31 protein-coding genes are annotated in these 25,458 nt (G+C 65.7%); 28 read left to right on the forward strand and 3 right to left on the reverse strand.

The features are described from left to right. Positions 1–178: 178 nt before the first annotated feature. Entirely contained in the window at positions 179–1,744 is a 1,566-nt protein-coding gene (locus tag K4A83_RS11110; RefSeq protein WP_265264609.1) for a telomere resolvase, read from the forward strand. On the opposite strand, the gene K4A83_RS11115 is transcribed toward K4A83_RS11110, so the two are convergent. The 3 genes from K4A83_RS11115 to K4A83_RS11125 form a co-directional block, all read right to left on the reverse strand. Then, complete coding sequence (locus K4A83_RS11115; RefSeq protein WP_265264610.1) at positions 1,720–1,992, reverse strand: hypothetical protein; 273 nt, start codon at positions 1,990–1,992, stop codon at positions 1,720–1,722. The two genes, K4A83_RS11110 and K4A83_RS11115, sit on opposite strands and share 25 nt — an antisense overlap. A gap of 31 nt (positions 1,993–2,023) precedes the next feature. Beyond that, on the reverse strand, positions 2,024–5,842 hold the full coding sequence (locus K4A83_RS11120) for a plasmid replication protein, CyRepA1 family (protein ID WP_265264611.1): 3,819 nt from the start codon (positions 5,840–5,842) through the stop codon (positions 2,024–2,026). 363 nt (positions 5,843–6,205) lie between these two features. After that, a complete protein-coding gene (locus K4A83_RS11125) occupies positions 6,206–6,856 on the reverse strand; it encodes an XRE family transcriptional regulator (protein ID WP_265264612.1) in 651 nt (216 codons plus the stop codon). A gap of 141 nt (positions 6,857–6,997) precedes the next feature. On the opposite strand from K4A83_RS11125, the gene K4A83_RS11130 reads away from it, so the two are divergent. From K4A83_RS11130 to K4A83_RS11260, 27 genes are all read left to right on the forward strand, one after another. Beyond that, complete coding sequence (locus tag K4A83_RS11130; protein WP_265264613.1) at positions 6,998–7,609, forward strand: hypothetical protein; 612 nt, start codon at positions 6,998–7,000, stop codon at positions 7,607–7,609. Between the two features lie 3 nt (positions 7,610–7,612). Further along, positions 7,613–8,308, forward strand: a complete 696-nt coding sequence (locus K4A83_RS11135) for a hypothetical protein (RefSeq protein WP_265264614.1) — start codon at positions 7,613–7,615, stop codon at positions 8,306–8,308. A gap of 2 nt (positions 8,309–8,310) precedes the next feature. After that, the gene (locus tag K4A83_RS11140) at positions 8,311–8,676 is read left to right on the forward strand and encodes a hypothetical protein (protein ID WP_265264615.1); all 366 of its coding nucleotides are present in this window, start codon (positions 8,311–8,313) and stop codon (positions 8,674–8,676) included. 2 nt (positions 8,677–8,678) lie between these two features. Further along, positions 8,679–8,936: a hypothetical protein gene (locus K4A83_RS11145; protein ID WP_265264617.1), complete on the forward strand. Its 258-nt coding sequence runs from the start codon at positions 8,679–8,681 to the stop codon at positions 8,934–8,936. 73 nt (positions 8,937–9,009) lie between these two features. After that, positions 9,010–9,240 carry a TraR/DksA C4-type zinc finger protein gene (locus tag K4A83_RS11150; protein WP_265264618.1) on the forward strand — a complete coding sequence of 77 codons (231 nt, stop codon included), beginning with the start codon at positions 9,010–9,012 and terminating at the stop codon, positions 9,238–9,240. After that, on the forward strand, positions 9,221–9,886 hold the full coding sequence (locus K4A83_RS11155; RefSeq protein ID WP_265264620.1) for a bacteriophage antitermination protein Q: 666 nt from the start codon (positions 9,221–9,223) through the stop codon (positions 9,884–9,886). The genes K4A83_RS11150 and K4A83_RS11155 overlap by 20 nt, the downstream gene beginning before the upstream one ends. Next, on the forward strand, positions 9,883–10,209 hold the full coding sequence (locus K4A83_RS11160; protein WP_265264621.1) for a hypothetical protein: 327 nt from the start codon (positions 9,883–9,885) through the stop codon (positions 10,207–10,209). The genes K4A83_RS11155 and K4A83_RS11160 overlap by 4 nt, the downstream gene beginning before the upstream one ends. 56 nt (positions 10,210–10,265) lie before the next feature. Next, the gene (locus K4A83_RS11165; RefSeq protein ID WP_265264622.1) at positions 10,266–10,505 is read left to right on the forward strand and encodes a hypothetical protein; all 240 of its coding nucleotides are present in this window, start codon (positions 10,266–10,268) and stop codon (positions 10,503–10,505) included. A 196-nt stretch (positions 10,506–10,701) separates the two neighbouring features. Next, positions 10,702–11,052, forward strand: a complete 351-nt coding sequence (locus tag K4A83_RS11170; RefSeq protein ID WP_265264623.1) for a phage holin, lambda family — start codon at positions 10,702–10,704, stop codon at positions 11,050–11,052. After that, entirely contained in the window at positions 11,052–11,669 is a 618-nt protein-coding gene (locus K4A83_RS11175) for a glycoside hydrolase family 108 protein (RefSeq protein WP_265264624.1), read from the forward strand. Before K4A83_RS11170 ends, K4A83_RS11175 begins: the two co-directional genes overlap by 1 nt. A gap of 14 nt (positions 11,670–11,683) precedes the next feature. After that, positions 11,684–12,241 (forward strand): hypothetical protein, encoded by a 558-nt coding sequence (locus K4A83_RS11180; protein WP_265264626.1) that lies wholly within the window; start codon positions 11,684–11,686, stop codon positions 12,239–12,241. A 346-nt stretch (positions 12,242–12,587) separates the two neighbouring features. Next, the gene (locus K4A83_RS11185) at positions 12,588–13,163 is read left to right on the forward strand and encodes a terminase small subunit (protein ID WP_265264628.1); all 576 of its coding nucleotides are present in this window, start codon (positions 12,588–12,590) and stop codon (positions 13,161–13,163) included. Beyond that, on the forward strand, positions 13,093–15,129 hold the full coding sequence (locus K4A83_RS11190) for a terminase gpA endonuclease subunit (RefSeq protein WP_407809997.1): 2,037 nt from the start codon (positions 13,093–13,095) through the stop codon (positions 15,127–15,129). The genes K4A83_RS11185 and K4A83_RS11190 overlap by 71 nt, the downstream gene beginning before the upstream one ends. A gap of 2 nt (positions 15,130–15,131) precedes the next feature. Next, entirely contained in the window at positions 15,132–15,665 is a 534-nt protein-coding gene (locus tag K4A83_RS11195) for a hypothetical protein (RefSeq protein ID WP_265264631.1), read from the forward strand. After that, positions 15,662–17,167 carry a phage portal protein gene (locus tag K4A83_RS11200; protein WP_265264632.1) on the forward strand — a complete coding sequence of 502 codons (1,506 nt, stop codon included), beginning with the start codon at positions 15,662–15,664 and terminating at the stop codon, positions 17,165–17,167. The genes K4A83_RS11195 and K4A83_RS11200 overlap by 4 nt, the downstream gene beginning before the upstream one ends. After that, on the forward strand, positions 17,136–19,094 hold the full coding sequence (locus K4A83_RS11205; RefSeq protein WP_265264633.1) for a phage major capsid protein: 1,959 nt from the start codon (positions 17,136–17,138) through the stop codon (positions 19,092–19,094). The genes K4A83_RS11200 and K4A83_RS11205 overlap by 32 nt, the downstream gene beginning before the upstream one ends. A 73-nt stretch (positions 19,095–19,167) precedes the next feature. Further along, a complete protein-coding gene (locus K4A83_RS11210) occupies positions 19,168–19,410 on the forward strand; it encodes a hypothetical protein (RefSeq protein ID WP_265264634.1) in 243 nt (80 codons plus the stop codon). Next, entirely contained in the window at positions 19,407–19,766 is a 360-nt protein-coding gene (locus K4A83_RS11215; RefSeq protein WP_265264635.1) for a hypothetical protein, read from the forward strand. The genes K4A83_RS11210 and K4A83_RS11215 overlap by 4 nt, the downstream gene beginning before the upstream one ends. Next, entirely contained in the window at positions 19,744–20,274 is a 531-nt protein-coding gene (locus tag K4A83_RS11220; RefSeq protein ID WP_265264636.1) for a phage tail protein, read from the forward strand. Before K4A83_RS11215 ends, K4A83_RS11220 begins: the two co-directional genes overlap by 23 nt. Beyond that, a complete protein-coding gene (locus K4A83_RS11225; protein WP_265264637.1) occupies positions 20,255–20,800 on the forward strand; it encodes a hypothetical protein in 546 nt (181 codons plus the stop codon). Before K4A83_RS11220 ends, K4A83_RS11225 begins: the two co-directional genes overlap by 20 nt. Continuing rightward, complete coding sequence (locus K4A83_RS11230) at positions 20,797–21,531, forward strand: phage baseplate assembly protein V (RefSeq protein WP_265264639.1); 735 nt, start codon at positions 20,797–20,799, stop codon at positions 21,529–21,531. Before K4A83_RS11225 ends, K4A83_RS11230 begins: the two co-directional genes overlap by 4 nt. A 4-nt stretch (positions 21,532–21,535) precedes the next feature. Beyond that, a complete protein-coding gene (locus K4A83_RS11235; RefSeq protein ID WP_265264641.1) occupies positions 21,536–21,868 on the forward strand; it encodes a hypothetical protein in 333 nt (110 codons plus the stop codon). Beyond that, positions 21,868–22,860 (forward strand): baseplate J/gp47 family protein, encoded by a 993-nt coding sequence (locus K4A83_RS11240; RefSeq protein WP_265264642.1) that lies wholly within the window; start codon positions 21,868–21,870, stop codon positions 22,858–22,860. The genes K4A83_RS11235 and K4A83_RS11240 overlap by 1 nt, the downstream gene beginning before the upstream one ends. Next, entirely contained in the window at positions 22,857–23,492 is a 636-nt protein-coding gene (locus tag K4A83_RS11245) for a phage tail protein I (protein WP_265264643.1), read from the forward strand. The genes K4A83_RS11240 and K4A83_RS11245 overlap by 4 nt, the downstream gene beginning before the upstream one ends. Positions 23,493–23,503: 11 nt before the next feature. Beyond that, complete coding sequence (locus K4A83_RS11250; protein WP_265264644.1) at positions 23,504–24,604, forward strand: phage tail protein; 1,101 nt, start codon at positions 23,504–23,506, stop codon at positions 24,602–24,604. Between the two features lie 8 nt (positions 24,605–24,612). Next, positions 24,613–25,209, forward strand: a complete 597-nt coding sequence (locus K4A83_RS11255; protein ID WP_265264645.1) for a DUF4376 domain-containing protein — start codon at positions 24,613–24,615, stop codon at positions 25,207–25,209. A gap of 66 nt (positions 25,210–25,275) precedes the next feature. Next, complete coding sequence (locus K4A83_RS11260) at positions 25,276–25,458, forward strand: hypothetical protein (RefSeq protein ID WP_265264646.1); 183 nt, start codon at positions 25,276–25,278, stop codon at positions 25,456–25,458.

The following is a 25,458-nucleotide window of genomic DNA, read 5'->3' on the forward strand; positions in this document are numbered from 1 at the left end:
CTATACGTATAGTATGGGTGGTAGGGTGTATGCATAGATGGCCCTAGTAAGGACGGTGGCATAGTGTGGCGCAGGGCTTGCTATGTATGTATGCATTACCATAGGGCTTGACGTGCATACATAGGTGGTCTATAAAGGTTGTTAGGGTTTACTATGTATGCATCAAGAGGGCAGGGCCATGAGCGGAGAAACACGCAAGAAGGTTCACCTGGGCGAGCTGATCGAGTGGATGCTCGAGGAGATCCGCAATATCGACGCCGACGAGTCGCTGGAGCGGAAGGAGAAGACGAAGAAGACAGCACGGCTGGCGAAGCGCTTCAAAACGCAGCTGCACGACGATGGCCGGCGGAAGGACGAGGATAAGATCGCGGTGAGCACCTATCGCCGCTACATGACCGAGGCGCGCAAGGCGGTGACCGCCCAGAACTGGCGGCATCACAGCCTCGACCAGCAGATCGAGCGGCTGGCCAAGCGCTACCCGAAGTATGCCGATCGGCTGGAGCGGCTGGGCACGCTGGCCACTATCAGCGAGATCCGCCTGGCGCACCGGGAGCTGCTCGACCGGATCCGCGACGATGACCAGGCGTATGAGGATATCCGGGCGATGAAGCTCGACCACGAGATCATGCGCCACCTGACGCTGTCGTCAGCCCAGAAAGCCGAGCTGGCCGAGAGCGCGACGGACACGCTCGAGGAGCGTGCGGTCAACACGGTGGAGATCAACTACCACTGGCTGATGGACCAGGTCTACACGCTGCTGACCAACCGCGAGCGCGTGATCGACGGCGAGTATCGGCCCTTCTACAGCCACCTGGCGCTGGGGCTGGCGCTGGCCACCGGCCGGCGCTCGATCGAGGTGCTCAAGACCGGCCGGATCAAGAAAGTGGACCGCCACCAGGTGGAGTTTTCCGGGCAGGCGAAGAAGCGCGGCGGGGTGGACTACAGCCAGGCCTATCACATTTACACCCTGGTCGACGCCGACCTGGTGGTCGAGGCCTGGAACGAGCTGCGCTCGCTGCCCGAGGTGGTCGAGCTGCAGGGCATGGACAATACCGAGATCAACCGGCGCACGGCCAAGACGCTGAACACGCTGGCAAAGCGGGTCTTCGATGACGAGGAGCGGGTGTTCAAGGACAGCCGAGCGATCTGGGCGCGGCTGGTGTTCGAGATGCACTTCTCACGCGACAAGCGCTGGAAGAAAGTCACCGAGGACGTGTTCTGGCGTGAAATGTTGGGCCACGAGGACATGGATACCCAGCGCAGCTACCGGGCCTTCAAGATCGATTACAGCGAGGGACCGGCGAGCGCGGAGCGCGAGCCGGCCGGCGGTCACGCCAGCCGCCTCGAGGCGCTGCGCGCCCTGGACGGCGCCGAGGAGCTGCAGGCCAGCCAGGCCATGGCGCGGGTGCATAACTGGGTGAAGGAGCAGGTCGAGCAGGAGCCCGAGGCGAAGATCACGCAGTCGCTGATCAGCCGCGAGCTGGGCACGTACCGGCCGACGATCAAGGCATACCTGGAGCTGGCGGGCGAGGCCCTGGAGACGCCCAACGTGGCGCTGGCCAGGGTGGCCGCGCCGGTACCGGAAGAGGTCGCGCGGCCGAAGATCCGGGTGGGCGCCCGCGAGCTGGGCGGGCGCTGGGTCGGGGTGGCCTCGGTCAACGGCGTCGAGGTGGCGCGCGTCGATGACATGCCGAGCCGAGAGGAGGCCATGCGGGCAGCCTACACCGCGGCCGGCGGGCGCTGATAGAGGCGCACCGACAGGCAGGTCATGCAGTCCAGGGGCTGGCGCGAAAGCGCCGGCCCCTTTCGTTGTGCGGCCACCAGGGCCTGGCAGATCTCGCGGGCCTGCTGGACGTGCTCCTGGACGTCCAGGGCGGCGGTCTGCAGCGTGGCGCTGTCGACGTCCTGGCAGCTGGCCAGCAGCTGGAGAAGCGAGTCGGCGCGGGCCAGCCGGGTTTCGAGTTGATCTTGCTGTTCTTGGATTGGGCTCATGGGCACCCCCTGCGTTGCTGTTACTGTACGATTATACAGTATTCCTAGGAGGCGTTTCCGGCAAGCCCGACGAGCCCTGGCCGTGCCGGCCGAGTGCCTTGGCGATCCGCTGGCTGCAGTAGTCGAGCGTCCAGGCCAGCAGGTCCGGGGCCATGCGGCCGTCGATCACGTCACGCTTGATCCCGGGAGCCAGCCACCGCATCACGTCCCGCAGCGGCGTGGCCAGACTGAGGGGCTTCGAAGCGGCGCAGGCGGCGGCGTAGAGTCTCTCGCTCTCCGCAAGGGAGGGATACTTTTCATCCGCTGCTGCTACCCCACCATGCAAAGTGTCACTCTGGCCGCAGGCCGCGTCGTTGCTGGCTTCGCGGGGAGTGTCGCGCTCGGGGGCGGGCATCGGCGTGTGGGTGCTGGCGGCTTCGTGAGTGGTCAGGCTGTGGACGCCTCGAGCGGCGCGCAGGCGCACGTAGTGCATGACCTCTTCCCATGACTCCTCGCTGATCGAGAGCCAGTTGGTGCCGCCGGACTTGCGCTTGTGCACGGTGAGGCCCAGGCGATCCATGATCGACTTGACGAACGTGGTGGCACACTTCGGGGCGGCCTTGGGATTGACGTAGCGCCCGATGCGCAGGGCGTTGTAGAGCTCGATGGCGGCCTGGTCGGCGAGCAGGGTATCGCGTACCTGGCGGCACTGCTCGACGGTGAACTCGCCCTCGCCGGTCAGCGGGTCGACGCCGAGGATCTCGAACACCTGGCCCAGCAGCTGGCGCGTGGGGCGTTTCCAGCGGTGGCGGGTCAGGGTGACGCGGGCGCGCTGTTGGGCCTTGTCGTAGGCGTCGGCCTGCTCGTCGGTGGCCTGCAGCAGCTCCAGGGCGGTGACGTGGCGGATGCCCTGGTCGTCGTAGAAGTCGACATCGTCGTCGGTGATCTGCTCGACGCAGAGCTGGTGCTCGATGTGATGGCGGTCGATCTCGGCCTGTTCGGCCTCGGACTTGAGTTCCTGACGGCTGAGGCGGGCGAAGCGGTCTTCGTCGGGGGTCTCGACGCTGTAGAGGATCTCGAGGCGGCGCTGGCGCACCAGGGCGCCGCCTTCCTTGCGATTGGCCCGGCTGGCTTCGACCTGGTCGTCGTTGGTGGCCAGGCGGTGTACCTGGTAGCCGTCGGCGATGAGCATGAGCAGCAGGTGGTTGGCGAAGTCGTTACGGGCGTGATTCTCGCCGGTGGCGCAGGAGAGGTACATCACGTCATAGACCGACTTCGTGCGGCGCAGCAGGATCTCGTCGCTGGTCTCTTCGAAGTCGCACGCCAGCTCGTCGGCGGCGATCAGGCCGCGCCAGAGGGCCTCGCGGTCGGTCTCGCGCATGACGCGGGAAATCCCTATGCCCAGCACGTAGTGGCGAGCGGTGCGATCGCGCCGCAGCATCTGGATGGCGTCGGAAGGGCTGACCGTTTGACCGCTGAAGATGCCGAAATGACGAGTGAAGTGCGGGGTGGTGATCGACACGCCGCTCGAGATCGCCGGGGAGTAGATCAGCACGTCCCAGCGGGGGGCCTCGTCGTTGGGGCGGTCGAGGAAGCGCTCGGCGTCGGGATCGGCCTTGCTTTCCTTGTGGACCAGCAGCACGCGCGCCTCGGGGCGGTACTTGTGAATCATGACGGCCAGCTTCTTGGCTGACTCGGCGCTGTCGTTGGCGACAAGGACGCGCTCGCCGGCGATCGCCGCTTCGAGGGCCTGCTGCCAGACCGATTCATGGTCGCTGTGGTCGACGCGCACGTGATCGTTGGCGGCGTCTACCTCGAGGATATGGATCGGCTCGCCGGGGCGGGCCATCTCGCACAGCTCGATCAGGCTGTCGTTGGCGTCGGCGTCGCACAGCAGCACCTGGCGGGCCGACTGGATGGCTTCGACCAGCCCATCCATGACGCGGGTGGGCTGATCGACCGGCCCGGTGGCGATGTGGCGCAGCACCTGGCTGGCCTCGTCGATGCAGAGCGTATCGACGGTGGTAAACCAGGAGCGGCCGTCGCCGTTGGCGAACTTGGGATGGGTGATGCTGTTAACGCAGCAAGCCAGGTGGCTGACCCAGGGCATCTCGGCGGCCAGCACGTTGCGATAGTGCTGGGTGTTGAGGCGATACGCGGCATCGCCCACCAGGGAGACGCGGTGGGCGATGTAGGCGGCTTTCGGGGCGGCCTGCATGAGCGGCCTGATCAGGTTCTCGGTTTTGCCCGATCCCATCGGCGCGCGAACGATGACCATGCCGTCGAGCGATTGCACCAGGTGCTGGACGTGCTCGGGCAGCAGCACGTTACCGTGCTCGGCGCGGATCCCGGCCACCTTGTGGTGCTGGACGTTGGGGCGAGCCAGTGCCTCGGCGGTGAAGCTGCGCAGGCCTGCGGCGCTCTCGAGCTTCTTGCGGCCGAGCCAGCAGACCCGCGACAGCAGGCGGTGGCGGTTGCAGGGCAGGCCCTCGGGGATGGTGCTGCAAACGATGCGGTAGACGTCGCGGCCGGTGTACCTGGTCGGGGCCAGCTGCATGCCGGCGTTGACCGCGCGAAGGGCCTCTTCCATGACGTTCATCTGCCCCGCGGCCGCGACGCGCTGCAGGCAGTAGTCGAAGAAACCGTTCTCCACCTCGACCTTGCTCGAGCGTGCGCGCAGGGCCTTGGCGGTGGCCTCGAGGCCAAACAGGCAGTGCAGATCGTTGAAGTCGGTCGGACCCTTGCCGGTAGCCCTGGCCGCAGCGATCGCCTCGGGATCGAGTAGCTCTTCCCAGCGCGGCATGACGCTGCGCAGCTCCAGCTCGCGTTTGATCTCCAGGGCGCGCTGCTGGCCGGCGTTGCCGGCGAGCAGCTTCCAGCAGTCGTTGTCGGCGGCGTTGATCGGGCGCAGGTCGGGCTGCACGCGCCGGTAGCTGCGCAGCACCTTGACCAGGTTGTCGGCGTTCATGGCCACGATCACGGCGCAGCTGTCGCCCTTGATGGCCGTCTCGGCCAACCAGGTGCTGGCAGCGGTAGCGAAGCCCTCGGCACTATAGACGCGCTTGGCATCCAGGCTGCCAATGATGCAGTGCGCCCCGTCGAACTGGCCGGGCCGCGCGGCGATGGTGTACTTCTTGTACTCAGAGTAGAGGCGCTGCAGGCCGCGGTAGTCACCGTCGATGCCCTGCAGGGCGAAGGCCACGAACTCGCCGTGGCGATCGCGCATGCGCTTCATCGTTACGACCTCAACGATGCTGCCGATCTGTTTGGCCTCGAGGTAGGGCTCGCTGCCGTCGGCGTCGCCGAGCAGCTCGACGGTATCCCATTTGCCCGGGGCGAACTCGAAACGCTGGGCGCCGCGGCCATGCCATGCCAGCTCGTAGGCGTTGTGTTCGGCCTGCCGGCGGGCCTCGGCTTCGCGCTCCTGCCGTTCGGCTTTCGCCACGCGCGCGGCGCGCTCCGCGCGCCGCTTCTCCTGCTCGGCCAGCCAGCGGCGGTGCTTGTCGTCGTTGAGCTGCCCGCCGTCGCGGCGGTAGAGATCGAGCAGGGCGTCATAGCCTGACCAGGTCGCGGTGTAGCCGCCCTGGGCCTTGCTATGGAAGTTGAGGTGCGGGAACTCGATGCCGTTGCGGGCACGCTTGAGCGAGCCGAACACCGCGACCTTGTGGCGGTGGCCCTTGGCGAGGGTGGGGATCTTGCCGCGGTACTTCTTGTCGTCGAGCCTGACGTGAGGGGCGAGTGCCGGCCAGTCGATCTGGACCTCGGCCGCGACGGCGCTGATCTCGGTGTGACAGTAGTCGAGCAGCGCGTGAGGGTCGCTGTTGAAGCGTTCTGCGTAGTAGGCCGCGAGGCCCTGGCGTTGTGTCGTCATCGTGCGTCCGTGACCCAGGCACATAATGCACAAAAGTGCAAATGTACAAATGTACAAATGTGGGCAAAACGTTGAACGCTACGGGATCACGCCATATACTGGTGGAACTTGTGGCTTGCTTCACTGGCCTGCCCGCTAAACAGACCTTTGAAATCAACAGCTTGCCTCAAGATTGTCCGCTGTACCCAATATGTGAGATGGCTGATCTCGCAACATTCCAACGCCCGGGCCGCTAATCCCGGGCGTTGTTCTATCTGCCCTTCCTAAACTTCCCGATCCTAACGCATAGCGGCGTGCGTAGCGAGCTTGCTCACTATGCTACGCCAAAATCTTACGATCCGTAAAACTTCTTTCTGCCGTTTCTCATACTCCCTGCGTGAGGTCTATCACCATGCCCACCACGACGCCTAGCACCTGGGCGCCTTCGGGCAGGTCGCGCATGGGGTATTGGGTGTTGCGAGGCCGCAGGAAATGGTCGCGGCCGTCGGTGGCGAGCTGCCGGAAAAGTGGCGGCCCGCCGGCCTTGTCGCCGACCAGGACGTACTCGCCCGGCTGCGCCTTGCGCCTGGGCTCGATGATGATCGCCCCGCCCCGCGAGAAGCTGAGCCCCTCGAGGGCCTGCATGGAATCGTCCTGCAGCACCATGGCAAAGGCGCGATCGCTGACTTCCATCGGTGGCAGGATCCAGCGCGCGGGCCGCTTCTCGCCTACGTCCTTGTGGATGCTGAAGTCGAGTTCAGGCCGCTTCCATTCGACGACAGGAATCAGGCGCCGGGACACGCTGGGCGCCATCGTTCCCTGGTCGCCGCGCTCGGCATCCATGACCAGCTGGTCGATGGTTGTGCCCAGCGCGCGGGCGATCAAAGCGGCGGTGGTGACGTTAGGGACGAGCTTGTCTTGCTCGATTCGAGAGAGGTGGCCCGTTTGCAGGTTTCCGCCGACCAGGTCACAAACCTGCTGGAGCGTCATCTGCTGGGCGTGGCGCAAGCGCCTGATAGCGTGTCCGATTTTCATCTTCTAATTTTCCGGCGTCGCTCTACATAAAAGCAAAGTGCGATATGCAGAGCTATTGCGCTTGATTCTGCAAATAAGCAGAATGTGGGCATGCCCACACGAAGGCATGAGAAAACTAAAACCATAAAAGGTAGGCTTGTAATGAAAACGGTACGCACGGAAGACCAGGCGATCATCGCCGCCACCCGCGACTGGTTCGAGAACAGCAGCGAGTCGATTGAATCATTCTCGACCACCCACCTGATTCCCGCCCTGGAAGATGCCGGCCTCGCTGACGTCGATCATGAATCGGTCGAGCGCAGCGCCTCGGCGTATACCCGCTGGCGGCGAGCGGCATCCATGAAGGTCGGCCGCATCATTCGCGGCGACCAGCCCTTCCCCCTCTCCTGGAAGTGGATCTGGATCGGCTGCCTTCCCCCGGTCTACCAGCTCGAGGTGAAACGCGAGCTGATGGCGATGGCCGGATCCCTCTATGTGCCCATTCCCAATTTCACCCATGCCGGCGACCAGCCGACGCGCGCCCAGGCGCAGCTGCACCGCCTGGCAAAGGAGTTCGGCGAGCTGCTCGAGCACGCCAAACCCAGCCATAACGGCTACTACGACCTGAACGACGACCCGCGCCAGGTGGATCGGATGATGAAAGAGGCCGTCGACCTGGTCGAGGTGGTGCTCTCCGAGGTGGCAGCAGTCAGCCGCGGTACCGGGCGCCCGCTGCCGCGCTTCAAGATGATCGCGTTTCGGGTGGAGGGTTGAGGCATGCCGCAGATGAACTTCGATCTGGAAGATGGACAAGGCCCGGTCAGCTTCGTGCTTTCCAAGGCTGATGGCGATCGCTTCATGGCGTTCATGGAGGAATGCACCGACGCCATCAAGCGCCGGGACCAACTGACCGAGGAGCTGGAATCCGCCCAGGACTACGCCGAAGACCGCGTCAGAGTGCTGGACCTGGTGCGCGAGAAGCTGGGGGTGCCGAGCGAGCCACACCAGGGCATGGACGAGCGAATCCTGGAAGCCCTCGACGCGCTGGTCTCGAATCGCCCCGCCCCTGGTCGCGTCGTCGAGCCACCACCCTGGTACGTCACCGAAGACAAGCCATGGTTTGCCTACTGCCCAGAACAAGGCCTCATGGCCTTCGAAACTGAGGCCGAGGCCATTCGGCAAGGTCAGGAGTTCATCGCCGACCATCTCGACGAGTGCTGGAACGAGGAAGCCGATCAGGTGTTTGTCGGCCGCGCCACTCAGATCAGCACCCAGGTGGACCTCGTCAACCGACCTGACGACAGCGAGCTCGATGAGGATGGCTTCGATGCTGAGGGGCGCAGCTGGAATGAAGACTGGGCCTACATCTGCAATTACCGCCTTCAGCCGGTTGTGAGCGATGCCGCCAAGGCGTGGGCAGCGGCTTCTTCGACCGCCTGCGATGACCAGTTCGCGCCGGACCCGGAGGGCTGATCATGAGCGAGCCAGTTTCCCATCTGCGCGCCGAGGGCAAGCCCGGCGTTTCAGCCTGTGGCAAGCAGGTTGACGACTTCCTGCTCGGCGACAGCGCCGAGGGTATCGAGTGCAAACAGTGCCATCGCACCCAGTATTTCCTGAAGGTGGCAGCCGTCGAGATCGAGCAGTTCCTGGCTGGCAGCTGCCGATGCGCCTCGGAAGTCGCCGACGACTTTGGTCTGGATGAAGACCAGGTCGCCAAGATCATGAGCGACGCCGGGCATGAACGCTGCGAGACCTGCGGCTGGTGGTGCACGGATGACGAGATCGACGTCGTCGACGACGAGTACGTTTGCACCGACTGCCGTGAAGGCGGGGAGGAGTGACCATGGCGGCCCCTGATTCCGTCCGCACCTACTTCAACGCCGGTGACACGGCCACCCTGACGCGCGTCAGCCAGGCATACGAGCATCTGACCGGGGGGCGCGGGTTGGCAGGCGTGCCCGAAGCGTCACTGTTCGCGCTCCTGGTCGAGTTGCGGCACATCCATAGCAGCCAAGGTGCTGCCGGCGATCATCGTCGCGCCCAGGAGCTGCTGCAGGACTTCCTGTCGCACACCAAGGCCAAGCAGGAGGTGCCACGGTGACCATCGTCAGAGACGCCCTGCTCGCCAGCCTGTGGCTGGCCGGTTTCATCATCGCTACCGGGGAGTGGCTGCTGTGAGTGATGAGGCTGATTACGCTGGCGAGGCCCGCATCCGTGACGAAGAGGCGCTGGCAGCTCGACTCGAGCGCGAGCGCCTCGCCCGAGAAAGCCAGGTCGGTACCGCAGAGTGCATCGACTGCGAAGACGAGATCCCGCTGCGCCGCCGCCAGGCGTTGCCCTGGGTGCGTCGTTGCGTGACGTGCCAGCAGCTTGCCGACCTGTTCGATGGTCCGCTTCGTCGATGAGGAGGTCGCCGTGCTTGGTGCCCAGGATCTGGCGTTCATGCGCCGCACCGTGGTCTATGCCCACGCTACGCCGTCGCCCCGCCGAGTCAGCGAGGGTGACATGCCGGCACGCTACGACGAGAGCTTCCACGGCGATCGCCTGCCGCCGGCAGGCCCTCGCCGCTGGGCTGCCGAGATGAAGCGCGCCTCGACCAGGCTGGTGGCCAGCCAGACCCGGCCGAAGCCGAAAAGCTCGCTGCCGCTGCCGCCCTGGGCATTCGAGGATTCCAAGGTGGTGGCGGCGATTCGCACCCTGCCCGCCGACTATCAGCACTGGCTGCGCTACGCCTACGCCGATTCCCGCGAATGGAGCGACGAGCAGGGCGTCACCGTGGCCCTGTGGCAGCGATTCGCGCCCACCCTGGGCAACGCCCGCCCCAAGACGCTGAAGGCCTGCCAGGGCCTCGCTCACCTCGCTGCGCAGTGCCACAAGAGCCGGAAGAACAGCGGGAAGGTTCTGGTCGAGCCGGCCCGGCTCCAAGAGCTGCTGCAGATCACCCGCGCCAACTGGGACAAGCACTGGGGGCCGCGCTGGCACGCCATGCACGGCATTCTGAATCAACTGGACCGCGAGGCGCTCGAGGCGCTGTGGAGGGTGACGAAGTGACCGATCTAAAAAGCCTGACCGATGACGACCTGCATGAAATGATTACTGAGGCCAGGGCAGAACAGCGTCGCCGGAAAGAAGAGAAGAAGCTGCCGGTGTTCCTGGTCGATGGCTGTTATTACAAGAGTCTGAGAGAAGCGGTAGAAGAACATTATCAAGACGTTTTGAGCCTGAAGAACAAGAGCGATGAGGATCTGGTTAAGTATTTGGGCAAGTACCTAACCGATGGAGTCGATCGCACCCGCTTCGCTTTTAAAATCGAGTTTTGGAGCGAGAGCGAATATAACGCCAGGCCAGATCATGTTTGGGGGCCGCTGAATTGATCCCCGACTGCATCCACTGCCAGCACCCGCCGGAGCGCCGCGAGCACGATGGCCGAGTGATGTTCATCTGCCCGGTGTGCAACAGCCGCGGCGAGGCGGCGACCTGCGAGATCTGGGCGGCGGCGACGTGGCGCGAGGTGAACCGCGAATTGCCGCTGCATACCTGCGGCCACCGGCCACGCTTCAAGGCACGCGAGGGGAAGTGGTGGGCCTGCTGCACCGGCTGCCAGCACATGACCGGCGGTTTCATGTCGCTGCAGGGTGCCGTTGCTGGCTGGATGCGATCGTTACGTTAGTGACAAACGTACAAACCAACATTTGCACTTATTGACAAAAGTACGGATCCGAGGGATGATTCTGCCAAACTACCCAAGTTGCGTAGAAAGCCCGCCACCAGAGCGGGCTTTTTCGTGCCCGCTACAAGCCATTGCCCGCCTCGGCGGGCTTTTTTATTCCCATCTGTACGCAGGGCCGCCTAAGAGGTGAGCCACCATGCCAAAACACGAGAAGCGCGCCATGCCCGAGAAATACATGGATCTCTGGCAATCGGCTATCGCTGCCTTCCAGCTCTACTGGCCAAACATCTTCATGGCCAGCCTGGCGTTCATCATCGCGCTGCTGCGGGGCATCTACACCGGAGCCAAATGGAAACGGAGCTGCCTCGAGGGCTCCATCATCTTCTTCTTTGCGATCGCCTTCGGCCCGGCAGCGGCTACGGCAGGCATTCCAGTCGAGTACGCGACCGCCGGAATGGCGGTCGTGGCGTTTCTGGGGATCGACTTTTCGCGCGACCGCCTGACCAGGGCGGTCGATCGGTTTCTCAACAAGTGGCAGGCCAAGTGATGGATATCGACGACCTGAAACGCCGGCTTATCGCTGAGGTGATCGAGCGCGAAGGCGGCTATGTGAACCACCCCGCCGATCGCGGCGGCCCGACCTGCTGGGGTATCACCCTGGCAGTGGCCCGCGAGAACGGTTACCAGGGCGACATGCGTGCCCTGCCCCGCTCCTTCGCTGCGAAGATCTACGCCAACCGCTACTGGCACCCGCTGAAGCTCGACGACGTCGCGCCTCGGCATGCTGGCCTCGCGGCCGTGCTGTTCGACTTCGGCGTCAACAGCGGCCCTGTTCGGGCTGCTCGTAAGTTGCAGATCCAGCTGAACGTGCTCAACAACCGCGGCCAGCTTTACGAAGACCTGGAGCCGGATGGGGCATTCGGGCCGGCCACCCTGCGCGCCTTCAATGGATTTGTGAAAGCTCGTGGAAATCAAGGATTGGACGTTTTAGCGCAGACCATCAATGCCGAGCGCATCGTATTCTGCCGGCGGCTGGCCGAACGCGACGAGAGCCAGGAGGCGTTTACCTATGGATGGTTCAGGCGCGTGGTCGAGCTGCTCTCTCATGTGCTGCACCAGAAACCGGTGCCGCGCGAATGGATCGATGAAGTCGCTATTAAGTGACAAGGGGTATTGCTGTGAATGCTATCGCCATCGCGTTGGGCCTCGCCCAAGCAACAGGCATGACCGAAAAGCTTGGCGATTTGATTGCCGGGAAGAACGGCGCAGCCGTTGCCGACCGCGTCGTCGACGTGGCCAAGCTCGTCACCGGCATGCGTGATGGCCGCGCTGCTCTCGAGGAGGTGCAGGCCGACCAGGGGAATCGAATTCTCCTTGAGGAAGCCCTGGTCGAGCGGGAAACCGAATTGTTGCGGCTGGCGAATGAAGACCGGGCGAATGCCCGCGATTATTCGCTCGCCCTGGTGCACGCCGAGCATTCCAGCTGGCTTGCTCGAAACTTCGTTTTCCTGATGTCAGGGATTCTGCTTCTTTTTGCGATTGCCTACTCGACCGCGGTGACGTTCATTCCTTTGACGCCGCAGGGCGAGCGCTATGCCGACCTAGTGATCAATGTCGTGATCGTCGGCGGGATCGTCGGCGGCGTGCTGCGCTTCTTCCTTGGTGGTGGCAAGCAGCAGGGCGGCCACCAGCTGGGCGACAAGCGGCTGCGAGACTTCGGCGACTACGGCAAGTAGCTGCCCGCCCCGCCCTGGTAGCGCCCTGCAGGAAAGGCCTGCGCGGCCGTCGAGGGGCGCTCGCAGGGGCGCCCCGATCCTGCCCGCGGGTTTAGGTACTCCCCCGCCCTCGGGCCGTCACGGGTTGGAAACGCGCGGAATTCGTGCGTTTTTGGGTTTCGATTTCAAGTCCTTACTTCCTTTCTGGAAGGGACCGGCGGCGGTGGCCTCGCCACCCCGCCGACCCAGCAACCATGCACATTTGAACAAACGTACCAATGTACAAACGTCCTTTTGCAAGAAAGGACGTTTCTACATTTGCACGTCTGCACGCCGGGCCGCCTGGTCCTTTCTCCTGGAGCTCCCGATGGGCGAGATCGTCAGCAAGAAGATGTTCGCCAAAATGGTGGGCAAGTCTGATCGCTGGATCGGGAAGTGGATCGACGAAGGCATGCCGGTCGCGGGCGGTGGCGGGAAGGGCCGAGTGCTCGAGATCGACACCGAGGACGCCATCGACTGGCTGATCCGCCGCGAGGTGCGACGCCAGTTCGGTGACGAAGACGACGAAGACGAGGATGGCGTCGGCTCGGCGAGTTCCGAGGATCGCATGCTGAAGAAGGCGCGCCGGGAAAAGCTGCAAATCGAAATTGACACTGCCCGCCGCCGGCTGGTCCCGGTCGATGCCGTCGAAGCGATCATGATGCGCTTCGCATCGATCTTCGCGACGCAGATCGACGCGATCGCCAGCCGCGTGGCCTCAGACATGGCCACTATCGATGATCCTGCCGAAGCCCGACACCGACTGCTCATCGAAACCCGACGAGTGCGCGCCGCTACCGCTGACGGAATTGTTGCGGCAGCACGCCAGCTCGGTGAAGAGGTTGATTCGCTCGACCTTGCTGATGGCGAAGATGGTGACGGCGCCGCCGCCGAGGACGGCTGACGAGTGGGCGCGCGAGAACCGCATCATGCCGTCGACGTCGCCGATCCCCGGCCCGTTCGACCCTGATACCAACCCCTACATGCGCCCGGTCGCCTGGGCGTTCGCCCAGCCCTGCTATAACCGCGTCACCTTCGTGATGGGTACGCAAATGGGCAAGAGCGTCACGATGGAGAACATCGCCGGCCACCGGCTCGACGAGGATCCTACGCCGATCATGTACGTGACCCCGACTCGCCCGCTGATCGTGTCGACGGTCGAGCCCAAGTTCATGGACATGTTCCGCGAATGCGGCTCGCTGCTGGCCAAGTACGACTGGCGGCGTTCGTCGATCACCACCAAGTGGATCGGCGGTATCAAGTTTCGCTTTGCCTGGGCGGGCTCGGCCACCGAGCTGGCCGCCGACTCGGCGGGCCTGGTGCTGGTCGACGAGGTCGACCGCATCGTCAACACCAGCGAGGGCGACACCACCGAGGTGATCGAAGCGCGCGGCGACGCCTACGTCGACAGCAAGATCGGTTACACCGCGACGCCGACGCACGGCAAGGTCGAGAAGCGCCGCGACGATCGCACCGGCCTCGAACACTGGCAGACGGCCAAGGCTGCCGCCCTGGGCTCGGCCGTATGGCGGCTGTGGCAGAGCGGCACGCGCCACGAGTGGGCCGTGCCGTGCCCCGAGTGCCTGGAGTACTTCGTACCCTGGTCGGGGCTGCTGTGGTGGCCGGGGCAGGGCACCGAGAAGGAATGCACGCCAGACGAGGCGGCGCGAACCGCGCGCCTGTGCTGCCCAAATCACGGCTGCATGATCGAGGACAAGTGGCGCCCCTGGATGAACCGCCGCGGCGTGCCGGTGGCCCCGGGCCAATCGGTGACCCCGGCCCAGCGCATGGGCGACCAGGTGCACGCCGGCGAGGTGGTCGGTACCGCCGACACTGAAGGCTCGACGCATTACTCGATATGGGTCTCGGGGCTGTGCTCGTTCGCGGCCAAGAAGACCTATGGATTCCTGGCCAAGAAGCTGCTGGCCGCGCAGATCTCGGGCGACCCCGGCAAGCTGCTTGCAGTGCACAACACCGGCTTTGGCGAGGTGTATTCCGAAACCGGCGACGTGCCGAGCTGGGAAGAGATCAAGATGCTGCAGTGGCCCTACGCGCTCGGCGAGCTGGTTCTCGAGCCGATCAAGATCTATGGCACGGTCGACGTGCAGAAAAACCGCCTGGTCTACGTCACCCGGGCGTGGTTTCTGGGCATGGGTTCGGCCTTGCTTGAGCATGGCGAGCTGTGGGGGCCGACCGATCAAGACGAGGTATGGGACCAGCTCGGCGAGCTGCTCGGTACCGAGTACGGCGGCCGTGGCATCGACCTGCTCGGTATCGATATTGGGTACCGCGACGACCAGGTCTATCAGTTCATCAATGCCCACAAGTCGCAGGCGATCGCCCTGCGCGGCCGAGACAAGCTGGATAAGCCGTTCAAGCTCGAGCGAGTCGAGCAGGACCGCAAGGGCAAGACCCGTAAACGTGGCGACGCGCGCTGGGCGTTCGACAGCCCGCTCGCCAAGCGCTGGGTTCACTCGCGCATCGTCCGCGCCCAGCAGACCGATGCCGGCCGCCGGCCGGGCTGGTGGCTGTTGCCGATCGGTGTCAACGACGACTACTGCAAGCAGCTCGTCGGCGAGGAGTGGGTCGAGAGCGAGGGCCGCTTCAAGCAAGTGGGCGAAAACCACTACCTCGACTGTGAAGCGATGCAGTACGTGCTCGCCCTGCGCGACAAGCTGCATCGCAAGCGCAAGGGCGCCCTGACCCGCGACGAACTCGCGCGGAAAGTCGACCCCAAGGCCACACCGCCCGAGGAGGTCGCGCCGGATCCCGAGCCGTCACCGCCAGCCAGCGCCCCCGATAACGAACCCACCCCACCGCAAGCGCCGGCCAAGAAGGCCCGCTTCAAGGTGAAACGACGTAGGCGATAACCATGCGACCACCTCAGATCCGCGCCGGGGATAGCGTTTCCTGGCGCGTTCGCCTGCCCGGCTATCCGGCCGAGTCGGGTTGGCAGCTGCACTACGCGCTGCGCGGCCCCCAGGGCATCGACATCGAGGCCCTGGAAGGCGAGGGCGGCGACTACCTGGTCGAGGTGGTGGCCGCCGACAGCAGCGAGTGGCAGGCGGGCCTGTATCGCTGGGTGGCCTACGTGGTCGGCCCTGCCGGCCAGCGCCTGACCAAGGCCACCGGCGACCTGCATATCCACCCGGATCTCCTCGCCCTGGACGGCCCCGAGGACATGCGCAGCCACGCGCGGCGCATGCTCGATCTGATCGAGGCAGCGCTGGAGAAGCGCATCCCGAAGGACCAGCAGAGCTACGAGATCGACGGCCAGCGCCTCGACCGGATCCCGATCGAGCGCCTCGAGGCGCTGCGCATCCGGTACCGGCGGGAGGTGGCCCAGGAGAGCCGGCGGGGCAATGGCCCGTTTGGCCGCACCGTTAAATGGAGCTACCCCGCATGAGACGAGAGAAGCCGAGCCTGCTGCAGCGCGCCCTCAACGTCGCGTGGTACGCGACCGTCGGCATGAAGCGCAGCTTCTCCGCGGCCCGGCGATCGCGTCTCACCCAGGGCTGGTCGACCCGGACCAGTGCCGGCGACGCCAACCAGGTGATTTACCGCGACCACGAGACGTTGCGCCAACGCTCGCGCGAGCAGTCGATCAACAGCCCGTACATCAAGCGCTATCACCGGCTGCTGAAACAGAACGTCATCGGCCCGAAGGGCATCCAGCTGCAGAGTAAGGCCGAGCTGGACGATGGCAAGTCGGATCGCCGCGCCCGGCACATCATCGAGCATGGTTGGAAGCGCTGGGGGCGAAAGGGCACCTGCGACGTGACCGGGCGCTACTCCTGGGTGACGTTCCTGCAGCTGTGGCTTGAGACCCTGGCCCGCGACGGCGAGGTGATGGTGCGCCTGGTGCGCAACTTCCCCAACCGCTACGGCTTCGCCGTGCAGATTCTTGAGTGCGACCGGCTCGACCTGAACTACAACGACCTGCTGCCCAACGGGCACCGGGTGCGCATGGGCGTGGAGCTCGACGACTGGGAGCGCCCGCTCGCCTACTACCTGCTGCGCGACCACCCGGGTGACGTGCAGCAGCGGCAACCGGCCCGCGGCCGGCATGAGCGCATCCCGGCCAGCGAGCTGCTGCACACCTTCGAGCCCTGGCGCCCGCACCAGTCCCGCGGATTCACCTGGGCGCATGCGGCGATGCTCGAGCTCTACCACCTGGACGAGTACCGCAAGGCCGAGATGCTGGCCGCCGAGCACGGCGCCAAGCTGACCGGCTTCTTCGAGCAGGACGCCGAATGGCTGGAGCCGCCGGACGAGGACGAGCAGGACGCCGAGATCGAGGAGGAGATCGAGGCCGGCACGGCCAAGATTCTGCCCTACGGCGTGAAGTTCACGCCCTACAAGAGCGACCACCCCAGCTCGAACTTCGGGCCGTTCCTCAAGCAGGGGCTGCGCGGTACCGCCGCCGGCCTGGGGCCGAGCTACAACCGCCTGGCTCATGACCTGGAGGGCGTCAGCTTCTCGAGCCTGCGCTCGGGCGAGCTGGACGAGCGCGATTACTACAAGTGCCTGCAGCAGTTCGTGATCAGCGAGCTGCTCGAGTTCGTGTTCGAGGCCTGGCTGGAGATGGCCATGCTGACCGGCGCGGTGAGCCTGTCGTTTTCGCGCATTGAGCAGTACCAGAGCGTGCACTGGCAGCCGCGCGGCTGGGACTGGGTAGACCCAGCGAAGGACAGCAAGGCGGCCAGCGAGTCGATCAAGAACCGCACCAAGACCCGCAGTTACTACATTCGCCAGGCCGGCGACGACCCCGAGGAAGTGTTCGAGGAGCTGGCCCGCGAGGAGGAGGAGCTGCGCGAAAAAGGCCTGCTGCCCCCAGTGGGCGAGGGCTCCACCGACAACCCCACGGATCCAGACGATGACGAAGACGAAACGCGCGACGCCGCCTGACCAGGTGGTGCGCACGATCCAGAGCGCCCCGATGGCTCGGGCCTTGACCGTGGTCGAGGACAGCATCGACCTCGAAAAGCGCACGGTCGAGGTCGCCGTCTCCAGCGAGTACCCGTTCCGGCGGTGGTTCGGCATGGAGATCCTCGACCACTCCCCGCAGGCCGTCGACCTGACCCGACTGAAGAACGGCGCCCCGCTGCTCGACCAGCATGGCCGACAGATCGGGGTGGTCGAGGACGCCTGGATCGATGGCGACCGCAAGCTGCGCGCCAAGGTGCGCTTCTCGCGGGGCGAGTATGCCGAGGAGATCTGGCAGGACGTAGTCGACGGCATTCGCCGCAACATCTCCTGCGGTTACCTGATCCACGAAATGGTGCTCGAGAGCGAGCGCGATGGTGTGGACACCTACCGCGTTACCAAGTGGGAGCCCTACGAGGTTTCTTCCGTTTCCATCCCGGTTGACCCGACCGTCGGCGTCGGCCGTTCGCTAGACCAGCAGCAGCACACCATCACCGTAAAGGAAAGACGCATGGATCCTAAGCAGCAGAACACCCAAGGCGCCGACGACCAGACTCCCGGCACCACTACCACCGTCGTCAGCGGCGGCGAGCAGCAGCGCGGCATGACCACGCCGGCCGCGCCGCGCGACGATATCCTGGCCCAGGAGCGTCAGCGCGTGGCGGACATCACCGCCATGGGCGATCGCTTCAACCAGCGCAGCCTTGCAACCGACGCCATCCAGAAGGGTTACAGCGTCGACCAGGTGCGCGCCATGATCCTGGAGCGCATCAACCCGCAGTCGGCCCCGGCCGGCGCTGGCCAGGGTGGCGACCTGCCCAAGTTCGGCCAGCAGCGCAACGTGACCACCGAGGGCCTCGGCGTCACCGAGCAGGAAGCCCAGCAGTACTCGCTGATGCGCGCGCTCAACGCCGCCGCCACCAATGACTGGAGCAAGGCCGGCTTCGAGCGCGAGCTGTCGATCGCCACCGCCGACGCCCTGGGCAAGGAGGCTCGCGGCTTCTTCGTGCCTCACGACATGCTGATGCGCGCGATGATCCACCACCCCAGCGCTTCCATGCGCCGCGGCCTCGAGGTCGGTACCGCCGGCAAGGGCGGCGAGCTGGTGGCCACCGACCTGCGCATCGATCAGTTCATCGACATCCTGCGCAACAAGACGGTGATCGCCCAGCTGGGCGCGCGGATGCTCTCCGGCCTCGAGGGCGACCTCGACCTGCCGAAGAAGGTCAGCGGCTCGAACTTCTACTGGCTCGGCGAGAAAGAGGACGTGAACCTCTCCGACTTCGACCTGGCGACCCTGCCGATGAAGCCGAAGACCATCGCCGGCGGTATCCCGGTCACCCGCAAGCTGCGCAAGCAGGCCGCGCTGTCGGTCGAGGCGCTGATCGTGGACGACCTGATCAGCGGTATCGGCGTGGCCATCGACCTGGCGATGCTGCTGGGTACCGGTACCGACAACCAGCCGCTGGGCCTGCTCAACCAGACCGGCCTGGGCGCGATCGAGTACGACGCCCAGGGCATCGCCTGGGGCAAGGTGGTCGATATGGTCACCAAGGTGGCGACCTACAACGCCGACCAGGGCGCGCTGGCGTACCTGACCGGCGTGGTGGAGCGCGGCGCCGCCCAGCAGACCGAGAAGTTTTCCGGTACCGGCAAGACGATCTGGGGCGACGACAACCGCGTCAACGGCTACCGCGCCGAGGCCACCAACCAGATGCCCAACGATACCTGGGTGTTCGGTGACTGGAGCCAGATCGTCATCGGCATGTGGGGCGTGCTGGATCTCAAGCCGGATCCCTACGCCCTGGCCGGCCAGGATGGCTTGATCGTTCGCGTGTTCCAGGACGTCGACGCCAACACCCGCCGCCCCGAGTCGTTCTGCGTAGCGTCCAAGGCGACCGCCGGCTAACAGCTACCCAAGCGGGCAGGTTTGAGGGGCTCCGGCCCCTCTTTTTTCTCCCCATTACCGAACAGGTATTCCCATGGCTCAGCAAGAGATCGACCAGGTCGAGGTTATCGCCAGCGACGATTTCCGCTCCCGCGGAGAGCTGGTCAAGAAAGACAGCCCCTTCAAGTGCACTAAGGGCACCGCCAAACAGCTGGTGGCCACCGGCAAGGCGCGCTGGCCGGAAAAGGAAGCGAAGCCCGACGACGAAGGCGACGGCAAGAAAGCCCCGGCCGCCAACGCGAAGAAAGAGCCAGCGAAAGAGCCGGCTAAGTCATGATCGGCGCCGACGACCTGGATGACTTCTTCGACCCGGACGAGTTCGGCTGCGAGGTGCGCCTGGTCGTCGGCGACGACGTGATCGAGATTCGCGGCATGCGCCGCCCGGCACCCCAGCCGACCGACCTGCGCCAGGGCAACCGCTCGCAGGGTGGCGTGCGGGCCAAGCCGGGCGAGCGGGTGCTGCAGATCGCGGCGCATGACCTGCCGGCCGACTGGCCGGAGCGGCGCGTCGAGATCGCCGAGGAGCACTTCACCGCGGTGGAGGTGCTGCCGATCGGGCGGGTGCGGGTGGGCCTGGTCCTGGTGCCCTACAGCGAGAGGACGACCGAGCATGCAGGGTGGCTTCGAGATTAGCCTGCGCATGCGCGAGGCCCAGAACCGTATGCCCGAGCTGATCGAGGCCACGGCCAAGCAGCTCGAGCTAGCGGTGGGGCGCGCCCTGCGCAAGACCGGCCAATGGCTGCGCACCCACTCGGTGCGCGAGCTGGGCCGCGAGCTGGGCATCACCCAGGCGCCGCTGCGGCAGCGCTTCAAGCTCTATCCGCGCGTCGAAGATGGCCAGGTGAAGGTGTGGGTCGGCCTGCGGCCGATCTCGGTGCACTACCTGGGCAGCCCGGCGCAGACCGTGACCGGCGTGCGTGTCGGCCGGCAGAGCTACGACGGCGCCTTCGTCAACCCGATGCGCAGCCGGCACATGCTGGTGTGGCGCCGCAAGGGCCGCGAGCGGCTGCCGATCGAGCGCGTGACCCAGGAGATCGCCGAGCTGGGCGAGGCCGTGGTGCAGCGCTGGGAGACGCGGGTGGAGGCCCGCTTCATCGAACTGTTCGAGCAAGAGGTGCGCTATGTCCTTTCGTCCGCTTGAGCAGCCGTCGGACCTGTTCGACGCGATCCGCGCGGTGCTCCTGGAGCGCATCCGAGACATCCACGTCGGCAACTACGACGACTTCGGCGCGGACGAGGCCGGCCGCGTCGGTACCGGCGGCGAGATCCTGATCGAGTTCGAGCGCACCACGCCCGGCGAGCGGGCGCCCGATGGCCGCTACGGCTACGAGTATGCGATCACGCTGCACTGCGTCGTGGGCCGCCACCGGCACCGCGCCGCCCTGGAAGCGGTGAACTTGGCGGCGGTGGTGCAGCGCGTGGCAACCGATGCGCTGTGGGGCCTGCCGGTGGATCAGATCAAGCGCCCCGAGCAGCTGCGCGCCGAGCCCAGCTTCTACAAGCAGGGCGCGAACGGCTATGACGCCTGGGGCGTGAGCTTCAACCAGCGCATCACCCTCGGCCCGAACCTGGCCGAGGAAGATCCGCAGGTGGGTACCGGCCCGGGCGCGCTGGTGAGCTGGGCCGCCTCGGACGATGAAGCCGACTACGAGACGCCGAACCCATGAGAGACCTGATCGACGCGCTGATCCGTGAGGCCCTCGCGCCCTACCTGGAGCGTATCGCGCACCTCGAGGACGAGATCGAGGATCTGCACCGGCGTGCCCGCAACCAGGGCCGCCGGGGCGTGGTGGTGGCCGTCGATCACGCCAAGGGCCTGTGCAAGGTCAAGCACGGCGGCAACACCACGCCGTGGATCCGCTGGGCCTGCGCTGCTGCCGGCGAGGTGAGCGAGTGGCGCCCGCCTTCGGTGGGCGAGGGCTGCGAGCTGATCAACCACGGCGGCGGCGACGACAGCGGTCAGACCATCGCCGTGCCGGGCATCCCGACCGCCGCTTACCCGCCGCCGGGCAGCAGCGCAACGCTGCACCGCGTGCGCTACAAGGACGGCGCCACCGCCGAGTACGACTTCGCCAGCCACGTGAACAAATGGACGAATGGACAAACGTCCATCGAGAGCGGCCAGGACTACATCGAGCTGTCGAGCGCGGGCTCGACGCTGCGGCTGGATAGCAGCGGCATCTCGCTGGACGGCCAGCAGATCGACCTGACCGGCGCCGGCATCGGCTTGATCGGCCCTACCGTCAACGAGGGCGGGATCTCGATCACCGGCGGCGCGGGCATGCAGTCGTCGGGCGATATCACCACCGAAGCCGACGTCAAGGCCGGCAGCGTGAGCCTAACCGACCACCGTCACCGCGAGAACGGACAGGGCAGCCTGACCGACGCACCGGAGTAACCCCATGATCGGCATGGACCGAGAAACCGGCCGCACCATCGACGGCTGGGCGCAGTTCGTCTCGCGCGCGACGCAGGTACTGACCACGCCGGTCGGCGGGCGTGAGCACCGCCGCCGCTTCGGCTGCCGGGTGCCCGAGCTGCTGGGCCGGCTGACCAGCGACGAGGTGCTGATCCTGGCCCAGAGTCGCGGCATCGCGGCCTTTTACGAGCCGCTCAACGGCTTGTCCGATTTCACCCCCACGCGCTGCCTCGCCCGCCGCCACGCCACCGGCCTACGCCTGGTGTTCGAGGGCCGCTGGGTGGGCCGGCGCGTGTCGTTCGAGGTAGACGTCTGATGCTGATACCCGGCCAGAACAAGCTCGCCGAGCCCGAGATCGTCGCGGTACCGCGCTTCGAGACGCTGCTCGAGCAGTTCAAGCAGGCGGCGATCGGCTACATCGCCGAGGGCGACCCGGCCATGGCGGCCCGGGTGGCCGAGACGCTGGAGAACGAGGCCGAGGTGTTCACCAAGCTGCTGGAGGCGGCCACGGTGATGCTGCAGGCCGAGCGGCGCCACAAGAACGAGCAGATCAAGCAGATGCTCGCCTGGTGGGCCAAGGGCTCGAACCTCGACGCCAAGGTCGCCGACCTGGGCCTCGAGCGGCAGACGATCGACCCGGGCGACCCGAACGCCTTCCCCCCGGTACCGCCGGAGATGGAGAGCGACGAGCGCCTGCAGCTGCGCTACTACCTGGCACCGCATGCGCCGGCCGCCGGCTCACGGCTGCACTACCGTACCGAGGCGCTGACGCTTTCCGGCCGCGCCCGGGTGCTGGTGGAGACACCCGCCCCGGGCGAGGTGGTGGTGCGCTACTTGTTCGAGGAGGACGAGTGGCCCGCCAAGATCAAGGACGCCCAGGCCCGGCGCACCGCGCCCGGTCAGGTCGAGGTGCGGATGCTCTCGCGCGAGACCGCCGACGGCACGCCCAGCGCCGAGCTGCTCGACGCGGCGCGGGCGCACTTCGCGCGCAACGACGTGCGCCCGGAGACCGACGAGGTGATCCTCGATGCGGCCGAGATCGTGCCCTACAAGATCCGCGCGAAAGCGTACATTCACCCCGGCCCTGACAGCGTGCTGACCGAGGAAGACGCCATCGCGCGCTTACAGGCCTACGCCGACCAGCAGCACGCCCTGGAGGGCGAGGTCGACCCGAGCTGGGTCTATCACTACCTGCACGAAGCCGGTGCGGTGCGTATCGATCTGCTCGAGCCGCTCGAGCCGGTCAGCGCCGAGTGGTACCAGGCGCCCTGGTGTGAAGCGATCGAGCTGGAGGTGGTGACGCAATGAGCGAGATCCGCGAGCACTACAGCCTGCTGCCGGAGAACGCCAGCCGCACCGAGCGCGCCTTCGAGCGCGCCTTCGGCGACCTGCTCGAGGCGATCGACGCGCCGTTTCCCGAGCTTCTCGACCCGCAGCGCACGCCGGCCGCCTTTCTGCCGTACCTGGCGGCCGATCGCGGCGTGCACGAGTGGAGCGCGACGGCGCCGGACAGCGAGAAGCGCGCCACGATCGCCGCGGCCTGGCCGACCAAGCGCCTGGCCGGTACCCGGCGCGCCCTGCAGATGGCGGTGCGCTCGCTGGGCCTCGAGCCCGAGGTGATCGCCTGGCACCGGCTCAACCCCAAGGGCGACCCGTACACCCTGCACGTGGTGGCGGTGAACCGTAACCCGCTGGATGCCGACACCCAGGAGCGCCTGCAGCGCCGCCTGGAGGCGGCCAAGGCCGAGCGTGACGTGCTGACCCTGGAGATCGTCGGGGAGACGCGCGGCTGGGCCTACATCGGAGCCGTGACCTATGACGGCGACGTGACCTACGTCTACCCCTACGCCGCGGAAGACACCGAGGTGACCGGGCCGTTCTTCATCGGCCTGGGCCTCGACGTGGTGGATGACGCCACCGTCTACCCGCTGCCCCAGTGACAGGAGCCCCCATGGCCCAGTTCTATACCCTGTTGACCCAAACGGGCCAGGCCAAGATGGCCAACGCCATCGCCCTCGGTCAGCTCATCGAGATCACCCACCTGGCGGTAGGCGACGGTGGTGGCAGCATGCCCACGCCCGACAGTAACCGCACGACGCTGGTCAACGAAGTGCGCCGCGCCCAGATCAACCGGGTGGCGGTGGACGAGGAGAACCCCAGCTGGTTGATCGTCGAGCAGGTGCTGCCGCCAGACGTCGGTGGCTGGACGATCCGCGAGGTGGGCATCTTCGACGCCGACGGCGACCTGATCGGATACGGCAACTATCCGGCCACGTATAAACCGACGCTGGACGAAGGCAGCGGCAGAACCCAGACGATCCGAATGGTGCTGGAGGTGTCGCATACCTCGAACATCACCCTGCGCGTCGATCCCTCGGTGGTGCTGGCGACACGCAAGTATGCCGATGACGCCATCGCGGGCCATGCTGGGAGTCGTAACCACCCGGCCGGCACGACGACGGCACAAGGCATGCTGCAGCTCGCCACCAGCGAGGAAGCGCGCGGTGGAACAAGAACCGATCGCGCCGTTCATCCCGCCGGCCTGAAATCACACGTTGATCAGCGTGCAGCCGGACAGCAGCAAGTCGATGCCGGCGAAGAAGACAATATCTTCGTTACTCCGAAGGCATTAAAGCAATGGAACAAACCGGCAACTGAGGACATTTCGGGCCTAGTGAAACTGGCTACTGCGTTGGCGGCTCAGCAAATGGAAGATGAAGAGGCCGTCTTGACGCCAAAGACTTTGGCCGAAGCCTTCAAAGGGGGGAATCAATCAGTAGGTGGTGGCAGTGGGTACTACCGCTTGCCAGGTGGGTTGGTGCTGCAGTGGGGGTTAATTGGATCGGGTAGCTCAGGCACAACATCATTTCCCATCGAATTCCCGAATGAATGCTTGCATGTGTTTACCACAGAAGATAACGGCTCAGGGAATCACCACCACCACCCTACCTACAACTTGGCCACAAATCAGTTCCAGTGGCGGTGCGGGAATAACCAAGGGGTCAATTCTGCAGGTGGCTCTGGTGCCCGCTTTTTTGCCATCGGTTATTGAGGTGATAAATGTTCTATAGTCCGACGACAAACAGTTTCTACCCGCCAGCGTTAAAGCCGGAGTATGTGGCCGCGAACCGATGGCCCGCTGACGCTACACAAGTCAGCGATGATGTGTTTGCCGAGTATGGCCGAGGCCAGCCCCCCGAAGGCATGCAGCGCGGTGCCGACGAAAACGGCCGCCCGACCTGGGTGCCGATTCCGCCGCCGGACCTCGAAACGCTGGCAGCCCGCCAGCGCCAGGAGATCGACGCCGAGCGCGACAAGGCCTTTGCCGCTGGCCTGCCCTACGAGATCGCCGGGCATGACGACGTGGTGCAGACCCGGCCCCAGGATCAGATCAACCTGCTCGGCCTGTCGGCCAAAGCGCAGCGCCTGCTCACGGCCGGCGACACCGAGACGACCTTCACCTTTCGCGGCCTGAGCAACGTCAACCGCACTCTGACGGCCGAGCAGATGGACGCCCTGGCACTCGATGCCCTGGCGCACATCGAGGGCATCTACGGCCGCTCCTGGCTGCGCAAGGATGCGATCGACGCCGCCCTCGAGGACGAGGCGCTCGACGACGACGCCAAGCGCGCGGCGATCGAGGCCGTGACCTGGTAGCCGCCCGGCCCGCCTGACTGAATCACCCACCGCCGCCTGGCGGTTTTTTTGTGCCTGGAGAACGCAATGGCTCAACCCCGCAAGACCTACGTGGTCCTGGTTCCGTTCCCGTATCGCGGGCACTGGACCGTCAAGGACCAGAAGCTCGACCTGCTGCCGTGTGAGGCCGCGCAGCTGCTGCGCGCCGGCCGGCTCGGCGACCCATCCACCCAGGCGGCCAAGAAAACCGCCGAGAAGAAGGCTGACTGA

It is taken from the genome of Spirulina subsalsa FACHB-351, from assembly GCF_026130165.1.
Taxonomy (GTDB): domain Bacteria; phylum Cyanobacteriota; class Cyanobacteriia; order Cyanobacteriales; family Spirulinaceae; genus Spirulina_A; species Spirulina_A subsalsa_A.

Bases quoted from the DNA above. Each gene is read 5' to 3' on its own strand.
- K4A83_RS11110 (WP_265264609.1), top strand. From the start codon at position 179: ATGAGCGGAGAAACACGCAAGAAGGTTCACCTGGGCGAGCTGATCGAG.
- K4A83_RS11115 (WP_265264610.1), bottom strand. From the start codon at position 1,992: ATGAGCCCAATCCAAGAACAGCAAGATCAACTCGAAACCCGGCTGGCC.
- K4A83_RS11120 (WP_265264611.1), bottom strand. From the start codon at position 5,842: ATGACGACACAACGCCAGGGCCTCGCGGCCTACTACGCAGAACGCTTC.
- K4A83_RS11125 (WP_265264612.1), bottom strand. From the start codon at position 6,856: ATGAAAATCGGACACGCTATCAGGCGCTTGCGCCACGCCCAGCAGATG.
- K4A83_RS11130 (WP_265264613.1), top strand. From the start codon at position 6,998: ATGAAAACGGTACGCACGGAAGACCAGGCGATCATCGCCGCCACCCGC.
- K4A83_RS11135 (WP_265264614.1), top strand. From the start codon at position 7,613: ATGCCGCAGATGAACTTCGATCTGGAAGATGGACAAGGCCCGGTCAGC.
- K4A83_RS11140 (WP_265264615.1), top strand. From the start codon at position 8,311: ATGAGCGAGCCAGTTTCCCATCTGCGCGCCGAGGGCAAGCCCGGCGTT.
- K4A83_RS11145 (WP_265264617.1), top strand. From the start codon at position 8,679: ATGGCGGCCCCTGATTCCGTCCGCACCTACTTCAACGCCGGTGACACG.
- K4A83_RS11155 (WP_265264620.1), top strand. From the start codon at position 9,221: ATGGTCCGCTTCGTCGATGAGGAGGTCGCCGTGCTTGGTGCCCAGGAT.
- K4A83_RS11170 (WP_265264623.1), top strand. From the start codon at position 10,702: ATGCCAAAACACGAGAAGCGCGCCATGCCCGAGAAATACATGGATCTC.
- K4A83_RS11175 (WP_265264624.1), top strand. From the start codon at position 11,052: ATGGATATCGACGACCTGAAACGCCGGCTTATCGCTGAGGTGATCGAG.
- K4A83_RS11185 (WP_265264628.1), top strand. From the start codon at position 12,588: ATGGGCGAGATCGTCAGCAAGAAGATGTTCGCCAAAATGGTGGGCAAG.
- K4A83_RS11195 (WP_265264631.1), top strand. From the start codon at position 15,132: ATGCGACCACCTCAGATCCGCGCCGGGGATAGCGTTTCCTGGCGCGTT.
- K4A83_RS11200 (WP_265264632.1), top strand. From the start codon at position 15,662: ATGAGACGAGAGAAGCCGAGCCTGCTGCAGCGCGCCCTCAACGTCGCG.
- K4A83_RS11205 (WP_265264633.1), top strand. From the start codon at position 17,136: ATGACGAAGACGAAACGCGCGACGCCGCCTGACCAGGTGGTGCGCACG.
- K4A83_RS11210 (WP_265264634.1), top strand. From the start codon at position 19,168: ATGGCTCAGCAAGAGATCGACCAGGTCGAGGTTATCGCCAGCGACGAT.
- K4A83_RS11215 (WP_265264635.1), top strand. From the start codon at position 19,407: ATGATCGGCGCCGACGACCTGGATGACTTCTTCGACCCGGACGAGTTC.
- K4A83_RS11220 (WP_265264636.1), top strand. From the start codon at position 19,744: ATGCAGGGTGGCTTCGAGATTAGCCTGCGCATGCGCGAGGCCCAGAAC.
- K4A83_RS11225 (WP_265264637.1), top strand. From the start codon at position 20,255: ATGTCCTTTCGTCCGCTTGAGCAGCCGTCGGACCTGTTCGACGCGATC.
- K4A83_RS11230 (WP_265264639.1), top strand. From the start codon at position 20,797: ATGAGAGACCTGATCGACGCGCTGATCCGTGAGGCCCTCGCGCCCTAC.
- K4A83_RS11235 (WP_265264641.1), top strand. From the start codon at position 21,536: ATGATCGGCATGGACCGAGAAACCGGCCGCACCATCGACGGCTGGGCG.
- K4A83_RS11240 (WP_265264642.1), top strand. From the start codon at position 21,868: ATGCTGATACCCGGCCAGAACAAGCTCGCCGAGCCCGAGATCGTCGCG.
- K4A83_RS11245 (WP_265264643.1), top strand. From the start codon at position 22,857: ATGAGCGAGATCCGCGAGCACTACAGCCTGCTGCCGGAGAACGCCAGC.
- K4A83_RS11250 (WP_265264644.1), top strand. From the start codon at position 23,504: ATGGCCCAGTTCTATACCCTGTTGACCCAAACGGGCCAGGCCAAGATG.
- K4A83_RS11255 (WP_265264645.1), top strand. From the start codon at position 24,613: ATGTTCTATAGTCCGACGACAAACAGTTTCTACCCGCCAGCGTTAAAG.
- K4A83_RS11260 (WP_265264646.1), top strand. From the start codon at position 25,276: ATGGCTCAACCCCGCAAGACCTACGTGGTCCTGGTTCCGTTCCCGTAT.